Annotated in this window: 15 protein-coding genes; 11 read left to right on the plus strand and 4 right to left on the minus strand. The window is 67.3% G+C overall.

Annotation, left to right across the window (positions count from 1 at the left end; translation table 11 throughout):
- Positions 1 to 6 precede the first annotated feature (6 nt).
- Entirely contained in the window at positions 7 to 840 is an 834-nt protein-coding gene (locus AC6JAM_RS17640) for a carbohydrate ABC transporter permease (protein WP_018769447.1), read from the plus strand.
- Here AC6JAM_RS17640 and AC6JAM_RS17645 read toward each other — a convergent pair.
- Complete coding sequence (locus AC6JAM_RS17645; RefSeq protein WP_018769446.1) at positions 837 to 1,070, minus strand: hypothetical protein; 234 nt, start codon at positions 1,068 to 1,070, stop codon at positions 837 to 839. The two genes, AC6JAM_RS17640 and AC6JAM_RS17645, sit on opposite strands and share 4 nt — an antisense overlap.
- Before the next feature lie 109 nt (positions 1,071 to 1,179).
- Here AC6JAM_RS17645 and AC6JAM_RS17650 point away from each other — a divergent pair, with 109 nt between their 5' ends.
- The 7 genes from AC6JAM_RS17650 (at position 1,180) to metE (ending at position 9,977) form a co-directional block, all read left to right on the plus strand.
- Positions 1,180 to 2,187, plus strand: coding sequence for an AAA family ATPase (locus tag AC6JAM_RS17650; RefSeq protein ID WP_018769445.1), 1,008 nt, complete (start codon positions 1,180 to 1,182; stop codon positions 2,185 to 2,187).
- A gap of 6 nt (positions 2,188 to 2,193) precedes the next feature.
- The gene (locus AC6JAM_RS17655) at positions 2,194 to 3,096 is read left to right on the plus strand and encodes a DUF58 domain-containing protein (protein WP_018769444.1); all 903 of its coding nucleotides are present in this window, start codon (positions 2,194 to 2,196) and stop codon (positions 3,094 to 3,096) included.
- Positions 3,086 to 3,565, plus strand: coding sequence for a hypothetical protein (locus AC6JAM_RS17660; RefSeq protein WP_497935336.1), 480 nt, complete (start codon positions 3,086 to 3,088; stop codon positions 3,563 to 3,565). Before AC6JAM_RS17655 ends, AC6JAM_RS17660 begins: the two co-directional genes overlap by 11 nt.
- Complete coding sequence (locus AC6JAM_RS17665; protein WP_056390635.1) at positions 3,565 to 5,520, plus strand: vWA domain-containing protein; 1,956 nt, start codon at positions 3,565 to 3,567, stop codon at positions 5,518 to 5,520. The genes AC6JAM_RS17660 and AC6JAM_RS17665 overlap by 1 nt, the downstream gene beginning before the upstream one ends.
- The gene (locus AC6JAM_RS17670) at positions 5,517 to 6,233 is read left to right on the plus strand and encodes a hypothetical protein (protein WP_321165884.1); all 717 of its coding nucleotides are present in this window, start codon (positions 5,517 to 5,519) and stop codon (positions 6,231 to 6,233) included. The genes AC6JAM_RS17665 and AC6JAM_RS17670 overlap by 4 nt, the downstream gene beginning before the upstream one ends.
- Positions 6,234 to 6,564: 331 nt before the next feature.
- Positions 6,565 to 7,530: a methylenetetrahydrofolate reductase gene (locus AC6JAM_RS17675; protein ID WP_018769440.1), complete on the plus strand. Its 966-nt coding sequence runs from the start codon at positions 6,565 to 6,567 to the stop codon at positions 7,528 to 7,530.
- Between the two features lie 107 nt (positions 7,531 to 7,637).
- On the plus strand, positions 7,638 to 9,977 hold the full coding sequence (gene metE / locus AC6JAM_RS17680) for a 5-methyltetrahydropteroyltriglutamate--homocysteine S-methyltransferase (protein ID WP_497935338.1): 2,340 nt from the start codon (positions 7,638 to 7,640) through the stop codon (positions 9,975 to 9,977).
- A gap of 27 nt (positions 9,978 to 10,004) precedes the next feature.
- On the opposite strand, the gene AC6JAM_RS17685 is transcribed toward metE, so the two are convergent.
- The 3 genes from AC6JAM_RS17685 to AC6JAM_RS17695 are packed head-to-tail and all read right to left on the minus strand — an operon-like array spanning position 10,005 to position 12,239.
- On the minus strand, positions 10,005 to 10,721 hold the full coding sequence (locus AC6JAM_RS17685) for a hypothetical protein (RefSeq protein ID WP_018769438.1): 717 nt from the start codon (positions 10,719 to 10,721) through the stop codon (positions 10,005 to 10,007).
- A 48-nt stretch (positions 10,722 to 10,769) separates the two neighbouring features.
- Positions 10,770 to 11,276 (minus strand): DUF2004 domain-containing protein, encoded by a 507-nt coding sequence (locus AC6JAM_RS17690; protein WP_018769437.1) that lies wholly within the window; start codon positions 11,274 to 11,276, stop codon positions 10,770 to 10,772.
- A 45-nt stretch (positions 11,277 to 11,321) separates the two neighbouring features.
- Positions 11,322 to 12,239, minus strand: a complete 918-nt coding sequence (locus AC6JAM_RS17695) for a LysR family transcriptional regulator (RefSeq protein ID WP_026265795.1) — start codon at positions 12,237 to 12,239, stop codon at positions 11,322 to 11,324.
- Between the two features lie 96 nt (positions 12,240 to 12,335).
- Between AC6JAM_RS17695 and AC6JAM_RS17700 the strand changes: the two genes are divergently transcribed.
- The 3 genes from AC6JAM_RS17700 to AC6JAM_RS17710 are packed head-to-tail and all read left to right on the plus strand — an operon-like array spanning position 12,336 to position 15,834.
- The gene (locus AC6JAM_RS17700) at positions 12,336 to 13,733 is read left to right on the plus strand and encodes an NAD(P)/FAD-dependent oxidoreductase (protein WP_497935340.1); all 1,398 of its coding nucleotides are present in this window, start codon (positions 12,336 to 12,338) and stop codon (positions 13,731 to 13,733) included.
- Entirely contained in the window at positions 13,730 to 14,461 is a 732-nt protein-coding gene (locus AC6JAM_RS17705; protein WP_497935342.1) for a DUF1365 domain-containing protein, read from the plus strand. Before AC6JAM_RS17700 ends, AC6JAM_RS17705 begins: the two co-directional genes overlap by 4 nt.
- Positions 14,458 to 15,834, plus strand: a complete 1,377-nt coding sequence (locus AC6JAM_RS17710; RefSeq protein WP_018769433.1) for a class I SAM-dependent methyltransferase — start codon at positions 14,458 to 14,460, stop codon at positions 15,832 to 15,834. Before AC6JAM_RS17705 ends, AC6JAM_RS17710 begins: the two co-directional genes overlap by 4 nt.
- The last annotated feature ends 15 nt before the right edge of the window (positions 15,835 to 15,849 follow it).

The following is a 15,849-nucleotide window of genomic DNA, read 5'->3' on the forward strand; positions in this document are numbered from 1 at the left end:
CGCCGAGTGCAGCCCAGGCGCGGCCGTACCCGGGGCAACGCGTGGGCGGACGCGGTCCTGGTGTTGATTGGCGCCTGCTTCCTGCTGCCGTTGTTGTGGCTGGTGTTCGGTTCCGTGGATCCGGCCGCCGGACACGGCACCAGGGTTCCGCAGCAGCCCGGCCTGGACAATTTTGCTGCCGTCCTGACCCCCGAACTGCTGTTTCGTCCGCTGTGGAACAGCCTGCTGCTGTCCGCGGGGACCGGAACGGTTACCCTGGCGGCGGCCGTGCTTGCGGCGTACCCGCTCTCCCGCTACCAGTCCAGGTTCAACAAGCCGTTCCTGTACGGCATCCTGTTTGGCACCTGCCTTCCCGTTACCGCCATCATGGTGCCGGTCTACGGACTGTTCGTGCAGCTGCACCTGCTGGATTCCCTGCCCGCCACGGTGCTTTTCCTGGCCGCCACCAGCCTGCCGATGGCGATCTGGATGACCAGGAACTTCATGGACGCCGTGCCTCTGGCCCTGGAGGAGGCGGCCTGGGTGGACGGCGCCTCCAGGCTGGCCGCCCTGCGATCGATCGTGCTTCCGCTCATGCGCCCGGGCCTGGGTGTGGTGTTCATCTTTGTGTTCATCCAGGCTTGGGGGAACTTCTTCGTTCCGTTCGTACTCCTGCTGTCCGAGGGCCGGCAGCCGGCGGCAGTGTCGATCTTCAGCTTCTTCGGCCAGCACGGGGCAGTGGCCTACGGCCAGCTGGCCGCATTCTCGATCCTCTATTCGGTCCCGGTCCTGGCCCTCTACGTCTTCGTGGCACGCGGCTCCGGCAACTCGCTGGCCCTTGCGGGCGCAGTCAGGGGTTAGTCGATGTCCTCAAAGACCACGCCGAACGGCAGGGTGTCGTCGAGGTGGGCCTGGTGCCCGGTGGAGCCCGGGTTGTACACCACCCGGACACCGTGCAGCTTTTCCGCCGCAGACTGCATCAGGACAGGCCGGACCGTATCGATGAACATCTGGCTCTTGTCGGCGAGGTATTCCTTGTAGGTGGCTGGAAGCTCGATCATGGCAAAAGGATAGACCTGCAGACCCCGCATGGGGAGGGGTGCCCATTGCCGGGTTCCGGGCGCCGGGCTTGGATAGGATGGCGGGCGGGACACGGCCTTCCGGACCGCGCGCCCATCACCGTCTTCAGGGGGAGATCCAGTGCTTTCGACCAGCGTGCCCGCAAGAATCCAGCCTGCGGAGCTGGCCAGGGCGCAGCGGGTGGCCGCCGGCGTCGCACGCAGTTTCGATGCCAAGGTGGTGGGCCAGTCCCGGCTGCGGGAATCGCTGCTGGTGGGCCTGCTGACCGGCGGCCACATCCTGCTTGAGAGCGTACCGGGACTGGCCAAAACCACTGCGGCCCAAACGCTGGCCGAAGCCGTCAGCGCCGAATTCCGCCGGATCCAGTGCACCCCGGACCTGCTGCCCAGCGACATTGTGGGAACCCAGATCTACGACGCCGCCAAGGGAACGTTCCGCACCCAGCTGGGGCCGGTCCACGCCAACATCGTCCTGCTCGATGAAATCAACCGGTCCAGCGCCAAAACCCAAAGCGCCATGCTGGAGGCGATGCAGGAACGCCAGACGTCCATCGGCGGCCAGGACTACCGCCTCCCGTCGCCGTTCCTGGTCCTGGCAACGCAGAACCCCATCGAGCACGAGGGTACATACCAGCTGCCCGAGGCCCAGATGGACCGCTTCATGCTCAAGGACGTCCTGGACTACCCCAGTCCTGCGGAAGAGGCGCAGATCATCGCCCGGATCGACGCCGGCGTCTTCACGCCGGAACAGAAACCGGCGGCGGCCGCTTCCCTTGATGCCATCCTGGAGATCCAGGAACTGACCAGGCGCATCTACATTGACCCGGCGGTGATCAACTACATTGTGGGCCTGGTGTACGTGACACGGAACGCGGCCCAGTACATTGACGCCCGGCTCGCCGGGTTCATCGAGTTCGGCGCCAGCCCCCGTGCGAGCATCGCCTTCAGCCAGGCCGCCCGCGCCGTGGCACTGCTGAACGGCCGCGACCACGTCATTCCCGAGGACGTCAAGGCGCTGGCCCATCGGGTGCTGCGGCACCGCCTGATCCTGAACTTTGACGCGGTGGCCCAACAGGTTCCGGTGGAATCGGTAATCGACGCGGTCGTCGCCGCTGTCCAGACTCCCTGAACCCCTATGGCCGGCCTCCTCCAGCGGGTGAAATCGAAGATGGCCATCTTCGCCCACCGCAAAGCCCGCGGCATGCTCGACGGCGAATACGGTTCGGTGTTCAAGGGCCGCAGCCTGGACTTCGATGACCTGCGCGGCTATGTGCCCGGGGACGAAGTGCGCGACATTGACTGGAAGGCCACCGCGCGCCACGGCTCACCCCTGATCAGGCGCTACGCCGCCGTCCGCCGGCAGACTGTCCTCCTGGTCACCGATACCGGGCGCAACATGGCGGCGGAGGCCCGGTCAGGGGAGGCGAAGAAGGACATTGCCGTGCTCGCCCTGGGGGTCCTTGGCTACCTGGCCCACCGGCACGGGGACCTGGTGGGGCTCGTCTGCGGTGATTCAACGGCCACGCGTTCCCTGCCCGCAAAGGGCGGCGAGGCCCACCTGGAGCGGCTGCTGGGGCACGTGGACTCCCACACGAGCCTCGACGCGGCGCCCAGCCGGATCCAGGAACAGCTCGAGTACACGGCGCGCACCATCAAGGGACGCCACCTGCTGTTCGTCGTCGCGGACGAGATTGCCGCAGACGATGCCATGGCCCAACTCCTCCGCAGGCTGCGCGCCCAGCACGAGATCCTCTGGCTGACCGTCAGGGACGCAGACCTGGCACCATATCCCCTGACCGGTCAGGTTCCAAGCGCGGAGGTGGACTACTGCAGCGTGGCCGATTCCGCCCTGCTGCCATGGCAGCCTGCTGCGTCCGCCGCGGTGAAGGCCGCTTACACCAGGGCCACCGCAGAGCGCGACGCGGCGCGCAGGGCCATGCTCCGGGCCGCGGGGATTACTGAGGGGGAGGTGGCAGGCAGCGGAGACGTCATCACGGGTCTCTTCGCCCTGCTGGAGAGGCACCGGCGTGCAGGCTGATCCCGGATTCTATGGCCCGCTGCAGTACAGCCCCGCCTGGCTGTGGTGCGGCGCAGCGCTCCTGGCACTGGTTTCCGGGTGGTACGCCTACATGTTTGCCTCCACCCGCAAGGCGGAACGCTCAGCGCGGCGCAGCTCCGCGCCCGGCAGGTCCGCCCTGACCGACCTGCCGGCCCTCAAAGCCGCCTACCTTCAGCGCATCAACGAGGTGGAGGAGGCAGCGGCGGCCGGGCATCTCGAGGCACGCGGAGCGCACCAGCAGCTCAGCCTGCTGCTGCGCGGGTTCGTCCGCGATGCAACCGGAGTGGACGCCACCAGGATGACGCACCACGATTTGGCGCGCCACCCGCTCCCGGCGGCGGCCGACGTCGTCCAAGCTCTGTACCCCGCTGAATTCGGCCCCGGTCCGCTGCAGTCCGTGAGCGTGTCCGCAGCAAAAGCTTCGGCGGCGGTGCGCTCGTGGAGCTGATGTTCTGGTGGCTGCTGCCGGTTGCGGCCGCTGCCGCAGGAGCGGCGGTATGGGCTGCCTTGCGCAGCAACCGGTTGTCCAACGGACGACGGCGGCCGGTTGCCCACGCCGACAGGCTGACCGCGCTGCCCGAATACCAGGCAGCCCTTCGCCGGCACCGGCGGTGGCTGGTCCTGGCCGGTGCCGCCTGCGGCGTGCTGCTGGTTTCCACTGCGGTTGCGGCGGCCCGCCCCCTTGACGTGTCCACCCTCCGTCCGGAGCAGCACAACCGCGACATCATGCTCTGCCTGGACACCTCCGGATCGATGAGCAGTGCCGACGCGGCAGTGGCGGACGTCTTTGCCGGCCTGGCACGGGAGTTCGACGGTGAACGGATCGGCCTGACCATCTTTGACAGCACCGCCATCCAGGTCTTTCCACTGACCGACGACTACCACTACGCCCAGGAGCAGCTCCACCTCGCGAGGGACGCGTTCGACGGCAAGCAGGGCAGCTCCGGATTCTTCGACGGCACATGGAGCGGCAGGGGTTCGTCACTGATAGGCGACGGCCTGGCATCGTGCATCAACAGCTTTCCCGGCTCCGACGCTGCGGGAAGCAACGCTCCCCGGCGCTCGCGGTCGGTGGTGCTGGCCACGGACAACTTGCTCTCCGGTGAACCGATCATGACCCTGGACCAGGCGGCGCGGCTGGCCAAGGACCGATCGGTGCACGTCCACGCGCTGAACCCGGGGGACCTGGACTATGGCAGCGGGACCGGCCAGCCCGGTGCCCAGCTCCGGGCGGCAGCGGAGTCCACGGGCGGCTCGTATTACGCCCTGGACAGCCCTGCTGCCGTGGCCGGAATAGTCACCGCCGTGGAGAGAACTGAAACGGCGGCCATCCAGGGCGCGCCGCGTGCTGTGTTCTCGGAGGTACCTGACCTGCCGCTGGCTGCTGGGCTGTTGTCCGCCCTGGCCCTGTGCGCAGTCCTGTGGCGGCTGCAGCGGGGCCGCCGCGGCAGTAGGGGGTGGCTGCGGCGGGGCGCCGTGGTGCTGCTGGTCATGGCAGCCGCCCTGCGGCCCGGCCTGCCCGGCGGATCGGTCCAGGCTGCCGCCGCCGACCTCAACGTGTTCTTCGTGGTGGACACCACCACCAGCATGGTGGCCGAGGACTACGGCAACGGCAGCCCGCGGCTGGAAGGCGTCCGGAAGGACATCATGGCCATCGCCGGGCAGTTGCCCGGCGCCCGCTTTTCAGTCATCACGTTCGACACCACCGCCCACGTCCGCATGCCCCTCAGCACGGATACGCTGGCACTCGAGACCATCACGGATGTCCTGGAACCCCAGGTGACTGCGTACGCCAAAGGCAGCAGCATCACCGCGGCGAGGCAGGTGCTCGCAGAGCAATTGGCCGCCGCCAGGGACGGCCATCCGGGCCGGCCCCGGCTGGTGTATTACCTGGGCGACGGCGAACAGACCAGCGGCAGGGAACCCGGGGCAATGACATTCGACGGCGGCCTGGTGGCCGGGGGAGCGGTGCTGGGCTACGGGACGGCGGCGGGCGGCCGGATGAAGGAGAACAGCGGACAGAAGATCACCGGACAGGAGAACAAAGGACAGGACAACTCAGGGCAGGAGGACGACGGCGGCACGTATGTCCAGGACAACCGCGCCGGCACCAGCGGAGACGCACTGTCGGTCATCGACGAGGGGAGGCTGCGGACCATCGCCGGCCAGCTCGGCGTGCCCTACGTCCACCGCGCCGCCGGCGATCCCGTGGGGGACATGATGCAGCAGGCACGCCCCGGCAGGGTGGAACGTGCGGATGGAGACGGCCCGACGGCGGCCGCAGCCGAGCTGTACTGGATCTTCGCCGCCGGCGCCTTCCTGCTGGCCCTGCCGGAGGCGGTGGGCATCGTCCGGCAGCTGTGCGGGTTGCCCCGCATGCGCCGCAGCGGAGGGGACCGGTGACTGCCAGGGCCCGCAGGAAACGCCTGCTCCTCTGGTCGGCGGTGCCCGTAATGCTGCTGCTGTGCGTCGCCGCCAAACTCCTGAGCCTCAATGTTCTTGCGGACCGTGCCGCGACCGGTTTTGCGGCAGGGAATGCGCCCGCCGTGGATTCCGCAGCAGAGGGCCTTGGCCTGGCCAACCTGGTGGAACCGCACAAGGCGCCGTTCGCTGCCGGTGACGCCGCGGTGCTGGCAGGTGACTATGGGGAGGCGAAGGCCCTGTTCGAACAGGCGCTGGGACTGGTCCCGGACGGAGCCGGCGATGAATGCCTGGTCCTGGTGAACCTTGTCCTGGTGACCGAACGCCTGGGCGACCAGCGGCTCCAGGCCGGGGACCCGTCGTCGGCCGTTCCGCTTTTCAACGAAGCACTGGCAACCGCCGGGCAGGCACCGGAAGGCTGCCTGTCCCCGGACGCGGCAGCAGGAGCGGACAGGAGGTTGGCCGAAGCGCGGGAACGGCTGGAAGGAAAGCTTGGCGCCGCCGGACGGCCGGAGGACCCGGAGGATGCGCCGGGAAATGAATCCCCGCAGGACGGGTCAGCGGCTGCACAGCAAAGCCAGCTGGACCGGCTCCAGGAGAATTCACGGCAGGCCCAGCGGGAGCGGAACAGCGGGCGCGAACGGGAAGAATACCTGGACAGCGGCACTGGCACGGCGCCGGACCGCCCTTGGTAGGAACCCCGCCAGGCGAAGAAAATTCTGCCGCCGCAGGAAACAGCCCGTAAAAGTGCGTCTTAATTCGGCCCCGACTTGTCCCGGCCCCGCCCGGCCCCATAGAGTCATAGACAAGTTACCGCGGTAACGTGTCAGCGATCCTCCGTTCCGGAGGGTGTGGGTGCCCCCATGTGGGCCTGACATTTGCTCACGGACTACTTCATTCAAGGCGTAACAGTCGCGGCTGCGTCCTCGTGGAGTCCCTCCGTGTTCCCCAAACTCAAATTCATTGCCGGTTTCCTGTCCTGTTTCGTGGCAGGGAACCCCCAATGGCCCAAAGCCAAGGACGCAAATGTCACCACCAAGCCTGATTGACGCACATCCCAACCTCTCCGACACCGCTCCGGTGGCGCTTTCCTATGAGCTGTTCCCGCCGCGCTCTCCCGCGGCAGCGGAGACGCTCTGGACCACCATCCGCGAGTTGGAAGCCACTGAACCGGACTACGTGTCCGTCACGTACGGCGCCAGCGGATCCAACCGGGACACCGCCGTCGAACTCATCAACCGGCTCCTGCTGGAAACCACGCTGCGGCCGCTGGCCCACCTCACCTGCGTGGGCAACACGCCGCAGGAACTTGCCGCGATCGTCGGCGAACTGCTGGACACCGGGGTTCGGGGCATCCTCGCCCTCCGCGGAGACCTTCCCAAGGACGCCAGCGCCCCGGCCACGGGCTCGCTCCGGTACGCCCAGGACCTGATCGAACTCATCCGCCGCGTGGAGCAGCGCCGGTCGGCCCTGCTGTGCGCAGGAAAGATCGCAGTGGGCGTGGCGGCATACCCAACCCGGCATCCGGAGTCGCCCAGCGAGGAGCACGACGTCGAGGTGCTGCTTGCCAAGCAGCGGTCCGGCGCGGATTTCGCCATCACCCAGGTGTTCTTCGAGACCAGGCAGTACGCCGACCTCCTCACCCGGGCCCGCCGTGCCGGGGTGACCATCCCGATCATCCCGGGCGTCATGCCGCTGACCAGCCTCCGCCGGTTGAACCGGCTGGGCCAGCTGACGGGCGTGGAACCCGCCCCGGAACTGATGGCCCGCCTGGCCGCAGCGGACTCCGACCTCGAACGCCTCCACATTGGTGTCGACGCCACCGTTGACCTGGCCAACGCCGCCCTTGATGCGGGTGCACCCGGCATCCACATCTACACCTTCAACGAGCACCAGAGTGCCTTGGAAGTGCTGGACAAGCTGGCCCTGCCGCGGCGCAGCCGTCCCGGCACCCGCCGCGAATCGATCGCCCGCAGCCAGCTCGCCAGCTGACCGGCGCCCACCTCACCAGCTTTCCTTCACCCACGCAGCGTTCGTACACGCCGCGTTCATCCGTGCTGCGTTCATCCGCGCACGCCCTCGACATCAGGAGTAACCCCATGACTGAACAGAACACCGCCCGCACGCCGTTTCCGGCAGCTTCACTCCTCGGCTACCCGCGGATCGGCCGCCGCCGCGAACTGAAGAAGGCCGTTGAGGCCTACTGGGCCGGCAGGATCGACGCCGGCGCCCTGGACGCCGCCGCCAAGGACATCCAGCTCAGCATCGCCAAACGCCTGCAGGAACTGGGCCTCACCGAAGCCGCCGCGGTCCCGGGCACGTTCTCCTACTACGACCAGGTCCTGGACACCACCGCGCACCTTGGCGCGGTACCGGCCCGGTTCGGCAAGCTCCTCAACGCCGGGGGCCAGCTGGACATCGACGGCTACTTCACGCTGGCCCGTGGCAACAAGGAACAGCAGCCGCTGGAGATGACCAAGTGGTTCGACACCAACTACCACTACCTGGTTCCGGAGATCGGCCCGGAGACCAAGTTCACCCTTGCGTCCACCGCCAAGGTTGACGAGTTCGCCTTCGCGCTGGCCAACGGCATCGAGACCCGCCCCTACATCGTGGGCCCGGTCACCTACCTGCTGCTGTCCAAAGCTTCCGACGACGCCCCCGCCGGCTTCGCGCCGCTGTCCCGCCTCGAAGACATCCTGCCCGTCTACGTGCAGCTGCTCGAAAAGCTCGCCGAAGCAGGCGCCGGCTGGATCCAGCTCGACGAGCCCGCACTCGTTGTTGACCAGGACACCCCGGCCGTCGAAATCGAAGCAGCCGTGGCCCGCGCCTACGAGGTCCTCACCGCTGCGGCCAACCGCCCGCAGATCCTCGTCTCCACCCCATACGGTTCCCTCGACGGACAGCTTGGGACCCTCGCCGCCACCAACATCGACGCCCTGCATATCGATGTCTTCAAGGGCGCCGTCGCCTCCGCAGCGGCACTCGCCGCGCTGGGCAACAAAACCCTGGTTGCCGGCGTCGTGGACGGCCACAACATCTGGCGCAACGACCTCGCCGCTTCGGCTGCCAAGCTGGATGAACTGACGGCAGCTGCCGGCAGGGTCACCGTTTCCACGTCCACCTCCACCCAGCACGTTCCCCATGACGTCGAGGAGGAGACACAGCTCTCCCAGCAGCTCCGCAGCTGGCTGGCGTTCTCGGACCAGAAGGCCGTGGAGGTCAAAACCCTCGCGTCCTACCTGGCCGACCCCGCTTCCGCCAAGGCCGCCATTGACCAGGCAACCGCCGTGATCGCTTCCCGCGCTTCCGCAGAGGGCGTCCACCGCGCTGACGTCCGGGCCCGCACCGAGGCACTGACCGCAGCCGACTTCACCCGCTCCGACTATGCGGTCCGTGAAGCGGCGCAGGAGGAAGCACTGCACCTGCCGCCCCTGCCCACCACCACCATCGGCTCCTTCCCCCAGACCTCGGACATCAGGTCGGCGCGCGCCCGGAACAACAAGGGTGAGCTCACCGACGACCAGTACGCGCAGCTGATGAAGGACGAAATCAAGCGTGTGGTGGAGCTGCAGGAAGAGCTCGGCTACGACGTCCTGGTGCACGGCGAACCGGAGCGCAACGACATGGTCCAGTACTTCGCCGAGAACCTCGAGGGCTTCGATGTCACCGTCCACGGCTGGGTGCAGTCCTACGGTTCACGCTGCACGCGTCCGTCCATCCTCTGGGGCGACGTCACCCGCAGCGCCCCCATCACCGTTGAGTGGGCCAAGTACGCCCAGTCCCTGACCAGCAAGCCGATGAAGGGCATGCTCACCGGCCCCGTCACCATCCTGGCCTGGTCCTTCGTCCGCGACGACCAGCCCCTCGGCGAGACCGCCAACCAGGTTGGCCTGGCCCTGCGCGACGAAATCGCCGACCTGGAAGCTGCCGGCATCAAGGTCATCCAGGTGGACGAGCCCGCCCTGCGCGAACTGCTCCCGCTGCGCAGGGCGGACCAGGCGGATTACTTGAAGTGGTCTGTTGACTCCTTCCGCCTGGCCACCGCCGGCGCCGCCGACTCCACGCAGATCCACACCCATCTCTGCTACTCCGAGTTCGGCGTGATCATCGACGCGATCGACGGGCTGGACGCGGACGTCACCTCCATCGAGGCTGCGCGCTCCAGGATGGAGGTTGTCCACGACCTCGAGTCGCACGGCTTCGGCCGCGGTGTGGGCCCGGGCGTCTACGACATCCACTCGCCGCGTGTTCCGGGCGAGCAGGAAGTCACCGAGCTGCTGGCCACCGCCGTCAAGCACGTTCCGTCCCGCCAGCTGTGGGTCAACCCGGACTGCGGCCTGAAGACCCGGGGCTACGCCGAGACCGAAGAGTCCCTGCGCAACCTGGTCAAGGCCACGCAGACGGTCCGGGCCGGCCTGCTGGAGGCGGCCAAGTAAGACGGGAAACGACGCAACCGCGGCCGGTCACCCCAGGTGGCCGGCCGCCGTCGTCTGCGTCGTCCGCCACCCGCTGACGGCCAGCCACACGGCCGCCACAACAATGGCCACAATGCCCACCAGCGTGGGCAACGAATTGGCTGCCGAAAATCCGGATTCCCCGATGATCCACCCCTGCGCCGCATACGCCAGCCCGGACAGCGCCATGAGGTAGCCAACAATCCGGGAGGCGTGGCGGGCTGCGGCCACAGCAACACCAACCAGTACCAAGGCGGCACCCAGCAGGATGCTCTGGTAGCTGCGCATTCCCCATTCCAGCCAGCGGATGCCTTCAGCTGTGGCAAAACGGGGCGCCTTTTCCGGGTCCGGGGCAGCAGCCCACGCATCCACCGCCTGTTTCAGGGCCACCCCGTCAACTGCCTGCAGGGCGGCGTAGAGCACAACTGCAGCAGCGGCGGACAGAGCACCAAACCGTGCGGCCCAGGCCAACGGGCGGCGCTGGACGCCGAGCGCGGTGCCCAACGTAACAAGTCCGGCCCCCACCAGCGCCATTCCCACGAACTGGCCCAGGTGCACGGCGGTCCAGATTCCGCTGTTCGCATAGGCGGTGAAGGACGCCACGTGGTCGTTGGCGTCGTGGGACTCAGCATGCAGGATGCCGGCGAGAATCGAAACAAGCACGCCGGCGAGGAGCAGCGACGAAGCCAGCCGCCAGATGCCACGCCTGTCATCAACCACATCCATGGCCGCCCACCCTCCTTGGTGCCCGGGCGCTGTCGACCGGTCGACGGCCTAGGACTCCCAGACGATCTCGTCGTCCACCACGCCGTCCTGGTCGGCGGACGCCACCAGGACCTCGTCCGTGAAGTGCTCGCCCAGGGTGAAATCCAGGACAAAGTAGCGCTCGGGCTGGCCGGGGTAAATGCCCACATGGCCAAGTTTGAGGGCCTTGAGGAAGACCTCGTTGGTGAGCTGGCTGCGGTCCTGGACACCGAACACCTTGTGCAGGTGCTCGTCTTTGAGGGCGTTGCAGTGGAAGTGCAGATACTCCTGCGGACTGGTGCCCTCCTGCTCAAGTTCCTCAGCGATCATCTCGCGGACCTCGTCCACCAGTTCCGGCAGGAAGCGCAGCCGGTACTCGACCTTGCGGAGCGCGGCTTCATCGAAGTTGTCGTGGGCGTTGATGTTCAGGTCGAGTTCCAGCGGGTGGCCACGCAGCTCATGTTTGGCGGCAAAGAGATGATCCATGCCGTGGTTGAGCTCGATCTCCCCAAAGTGCTGGCTCGCTACCTTGTTCATATTCTCAACATAGACCCGAAGGGCAGACCATTCCAGCGTTCTGCCCTAATTCACTGCCGTGCGCATCCCGGCAAGGGTTTCGGCCAGGAGGTCAACGAAAAGCTGCACCCGTGCCGTCTTCCGGTCATTGATCAGCAGCGCAAACACGTTCCGGGCCAGCCGGATCTCCGGGACGTCCAGCACCACAACGCCTGCCGGCTTGTTCCGGAGCGCGAGTTCCGGAACCAAAGCGGCTCCCAGTCCTGCGGCGGCCATCTCCAGGCTGGCATGGAAATCGTCACTGTGCGCCACCACCCTGGGGTGCAGGTTGCAGCCGGCAAACAGACGCTCGATCACCATGGCGTCACTGGTGCCGGGATGGTGCATGATCCACGGCATCTCCGAGAGGTGGTCGGCCGCGACCTTCGCGTCGGCCCGGAAACCCCAGCCGGCAGGCAGCACCACCCGGAAATCGTCGTCGCCAATCCATTGCCTGTTGATGGTGTTGGGCCAGGCGAAGCCGGTCTGGCCCACCTGGAACACCACGGCCAGGTCCAGGTCGCCGCCGGTACGCAGCCCCTGGATGGTTTGGCCGGGTTCAGCCACGGACACCCGCAGGTCGATCCCAAGTTTCTTCCACGCCGGGTTCTTCAGGATCCGCGGCAGGACATACGTGGCCAGGCTGGGGAAGATCCCCAGCCGCAGTTCCTGGCTTTCCGTGGCCTGGGTCCTGGAGGCGGCGGCCATCAGTGCCTCGATATCCGTGAGCACCTTTGCGGCGTGCCGCGTCATGACGACGGCGGCTTCCGTAGGAATCACGGCGCGCGCCGAACGCTGGAACAGGATGGTGCCCGTTTCCCGCTCCAAAGCCGACATCTGCTGGGACACGGCGGAGGCCGTGTAGCCGAGCGTTGCCGCTGCGGCAGCAAACGATCCCAGCCGCGTGACTTCAAGGAGGGTCTTCAGGTGCACCGGGTTTAACACCAGCCCACAGTACTTCACCCATCCACAGCCGGCACGGCACCGAATAGCCAGTTGTATACGCAGCCCAGCGGCAAATGTTCAGCAGAGGAGCATGAATTGTCACCTAACCCAGCAGGAAGTCCAGGCGGGCGGCGGCGCGTCGCCGTGATCGGCAGCGGCGTGGCCGGATTGACGGCCGCCTACGTGCTGAACAGGCAGGACGACGTCACCCTGTTCGAGGCGGACTCACGGCTGGGAGGCCATGCCCACACCCACGACATGCCGCAGCCCGACGGCAGCGTCATCGGGGTGGACACCGGGTTCATCGTGCACAACGAACGGACCTATCCCACACTGCTGCGGTTGTTCGCCGAACTCGGCGTCGAGACCCAGGACTCCGAGATGAGCATGTCAATCCGCTGCGACGGCTGCGGGCTGGAATACGCGGGGGCACGGGACGGCGCCCGCGGCATCATCGCCAAACCCTCCAGCCTGCTCCGCGGCCGCTACCTGCTGATGCTGCTGGAGGTGACCCGTTTCTACCGGAAGGCGAGGGAGTTGCTCAGGACCGCGCCGCCGTCGGCCGTCAGCGGCGAGGTGCCGGTGCCGGAACTGACACTTGGCGCGTTCCTGGAACGGGAGAAGTTCAGCCCTTACTTCATCTCCCATTTCATGACCCCCGTGGTCAGTGCAGTCTGGTCCTGCGACCCCACCACCGCCCTTGCCTACCCCGTGCGGTACCTCTTCACGTTCCTGGGCCACCACGGCATGCTGGGGATCAAGGGTTCGCCGCAGTGGCGCACCGTCACCGGCGGCTCTGCCCGGTACGTGGAAAAGCTCGCCGCCACGCTGGCCGACGTCCGGCTCAACACGCCCGTCACTGCCATCCGGCGCGTGCCCGACGGCGTGGAGCTCGCAACGGCCGGCGGGCCGGAAGAGTTTGACGCCGTCGTGGTCGCCACCCATCCCGCGCAGGCTCTCCGGTTCCTGTCCGACGCCACACCGGAAGAGAAGGAAGCGCTGGGCGGGATGCCGTATTCGGTGAACCACACCGTGTTCCACCGGGACCCGGCAGTCCTGCCTGCCGCGGACAACGCCAGGGCGTCGTGGAACTACCGGCTCCCGGCGTGCGACGCGCGACCCGACAAGGTTCTGGTGAGCTACGACCTGACCCGGCTGCAGCGGCTGCATCCCGTGGACGGAAAGCCCTACCTGGTGAGCCTGGGGGAGTCGGAACTGATTGCCGGCACCACCGTGCTGGAGCGCATGGTGTACGAACATCCGCAATACACGCCGGAATCCCTCCAGGCCCAGCAGGCCATCGCCGCGCTGAGCAACAACCGGATCGCCTACGCCGGGGCCTACCTTGGCTGGGGCTTCCATGAGGACGGTGCCCTCTCCGGGGTGCGGGCGGCCGAGAAACTGGGCCGCACCTGGCCGGAGGCACGCGCGGATGAACCGGGCAACTCCTCCGGCGAGGGGGAGCGGGAACTGCTGTCAACGGAACGGGCATGACCATGGACGCCTCGATTTTCCGCACGTCCATCTCCCATGTCCGGCGCAGCCCCTTGAAGAATGCGTTCACCTACCGCAGCTACAGCTGGTTCGTGGACCTGGACCACATGCCGCGCCTGCCGTTCCTGCTCCGGCCGCTGGCAGTGTTCCGCGCCGGAGACCACCTGGGCGATCCCGGCGCAAGCATTCGGGCCAACGTGGAGCGCTACCTGCGCACCCAGGGGGTGGAGCCCGACGGCGGACCCATCCACATGCTCACCAGTGCCAGGGTTTTTGGCTACGTCTTCAACCCGCTCACCCTGTTCTGGTGCTACCGCTCCACCGGGGAACTGCAGTGCGTGGTGGCCGAAGTCCACAACACCTACGGGGAGCGGCACTGCTACCTGCTGCGAACCGATCCCTCCGGGCGGGCCTCGGTGCCGAAGGCGTTCTACGTGTCACCCTTCAACGACGTCGACGGCGAGTACCGGATGAAGCTCCCGGCCCCGGGGGACAGGCTTGCCGTATCAATCATCCTGGAGCGGGAGGGGAACCGGCCCTTCGTGGCCACCATGGACGGACGGCGCCGCCCCGCCACCGTTCCGAACATCCTGGCGGCGGCTTTCGCGGTGCCTGCCGCGCCGCTGCTGGTATCCGCCCTGATCCGGATACAGGGCATTAAACTCTGGGCAAGACACCTGCCCGTCGTTGCCAGACCACCCCACACTTCACAGGAGGCAGTTCAATGACCATGACGGACGATAACGGCACCACCGCAGGCCGTGTCGAAGGCAAAGCCGGCGGACCATCCGCCGGACACGTGCCCGCAGCCTGGGGCGCAACCGGGGTGCCGGCGTCGCCCGCCATCATCAATCCCGACCTGTGGCCAGGTGTTGCCCAACCGCCGTCGGGCATGAAAGCCGGACTGGCCGGCAGGACAGCCGGCCTGCTGTTCAGGGGTGCGGTCAAGCGGCTGCCGCTCCGCGTCGAATATCCGGACGGGTCCGTGCTCGGAACGGGCGGGCCGGAGGCCCCCGTGATGACCATGCTGCGGCCCGACGCGTTCGAGGCACGGATCGGAGACAACGGCCTGATCGGTCTGGGCGAATCCTTCATGGCCGGCGACTGGGAAGCCTCGGACCTCGCCGCGCTGCTCGAAGTCTTCGCGGCCTCCGTGGACACGCTGATCCCCATGCCGCTGCAGAAGCTGCGCTCGCTGTACCTGCCCCGGACACCCCGCCAGGAACGCAACGCCGAACAAAACACCCGCAGCAACATCTCCCGGCACTACGACCTGTCCAACGACCTGTTCTTCAACTTCCTGGACTCCACCATGAGCTACTCCTCGGCATTGTTCCCGGAGAAGGCGGGTCCGCTGTCCACCGTTGCATGGGAGTTCCTGGCCGAGGCCCAGCGGGCCAAGATCGACCGGCTGCTGGACAAGGCCGGCGTGGGCGAGGGGACGCGGCTGCTGGAAATCGGCACCGGCTGGGGCGAGCTTGCCCTGCGTGCCGCCGCCCGCGGGGCCACGGTCTACAGCGTCACGCTGTCCAGCGAGCAGCAGGCGCTGGCGCAGGAACGCATTGAGGATGCCGGATTCGCGGACCGCGTGACCGTTGCCCTGCAGGACTACCGGGCGGTGGAAGGCGAGTACGACGCCGTGGTCTCGGTGGAAATGATCGAGGCCGTGGGGTACGAGTACTGGCCCATTTACTTCCAGACCATCGACCGCGTGCTGGCACCCGGCGGAAAGGTGGCCATCCAGGCCATCACCATGCCGCACGGCCGCATGCTGGCCACCCGCAACGCCTACACCTGGGTGCACAAGTACATCTTCCCCGGCGGGTTCCTGCCGTCCGTCCGTGCCATCGAGAGCGTGACCCAGCAGCACACCACCCTTCGGGTGCGGGAGCGCATGGGGATGGGCGACCACTATGCCGCCACCCTGCGGCTGTGGGAGGAACGGTTCCTTTCACGGTCCCGGGACGTGGGGGAGCTCGGCTTCGATGCCGTCTTCCAGCGGATGTGGCTGTTCTACCTCTGCTACTCGCGCGCCGGATTCCAGTCCGGTTACCTGGATGTCCAGCAGATCGTGCTGGACCGCCGGGAGGCGCAGCTTTAGCAGTCGCAGGCGTGG

It is taken from the genome of Arthrobacter sp. GmRoot5-12 (assembly GCF_059739365.1).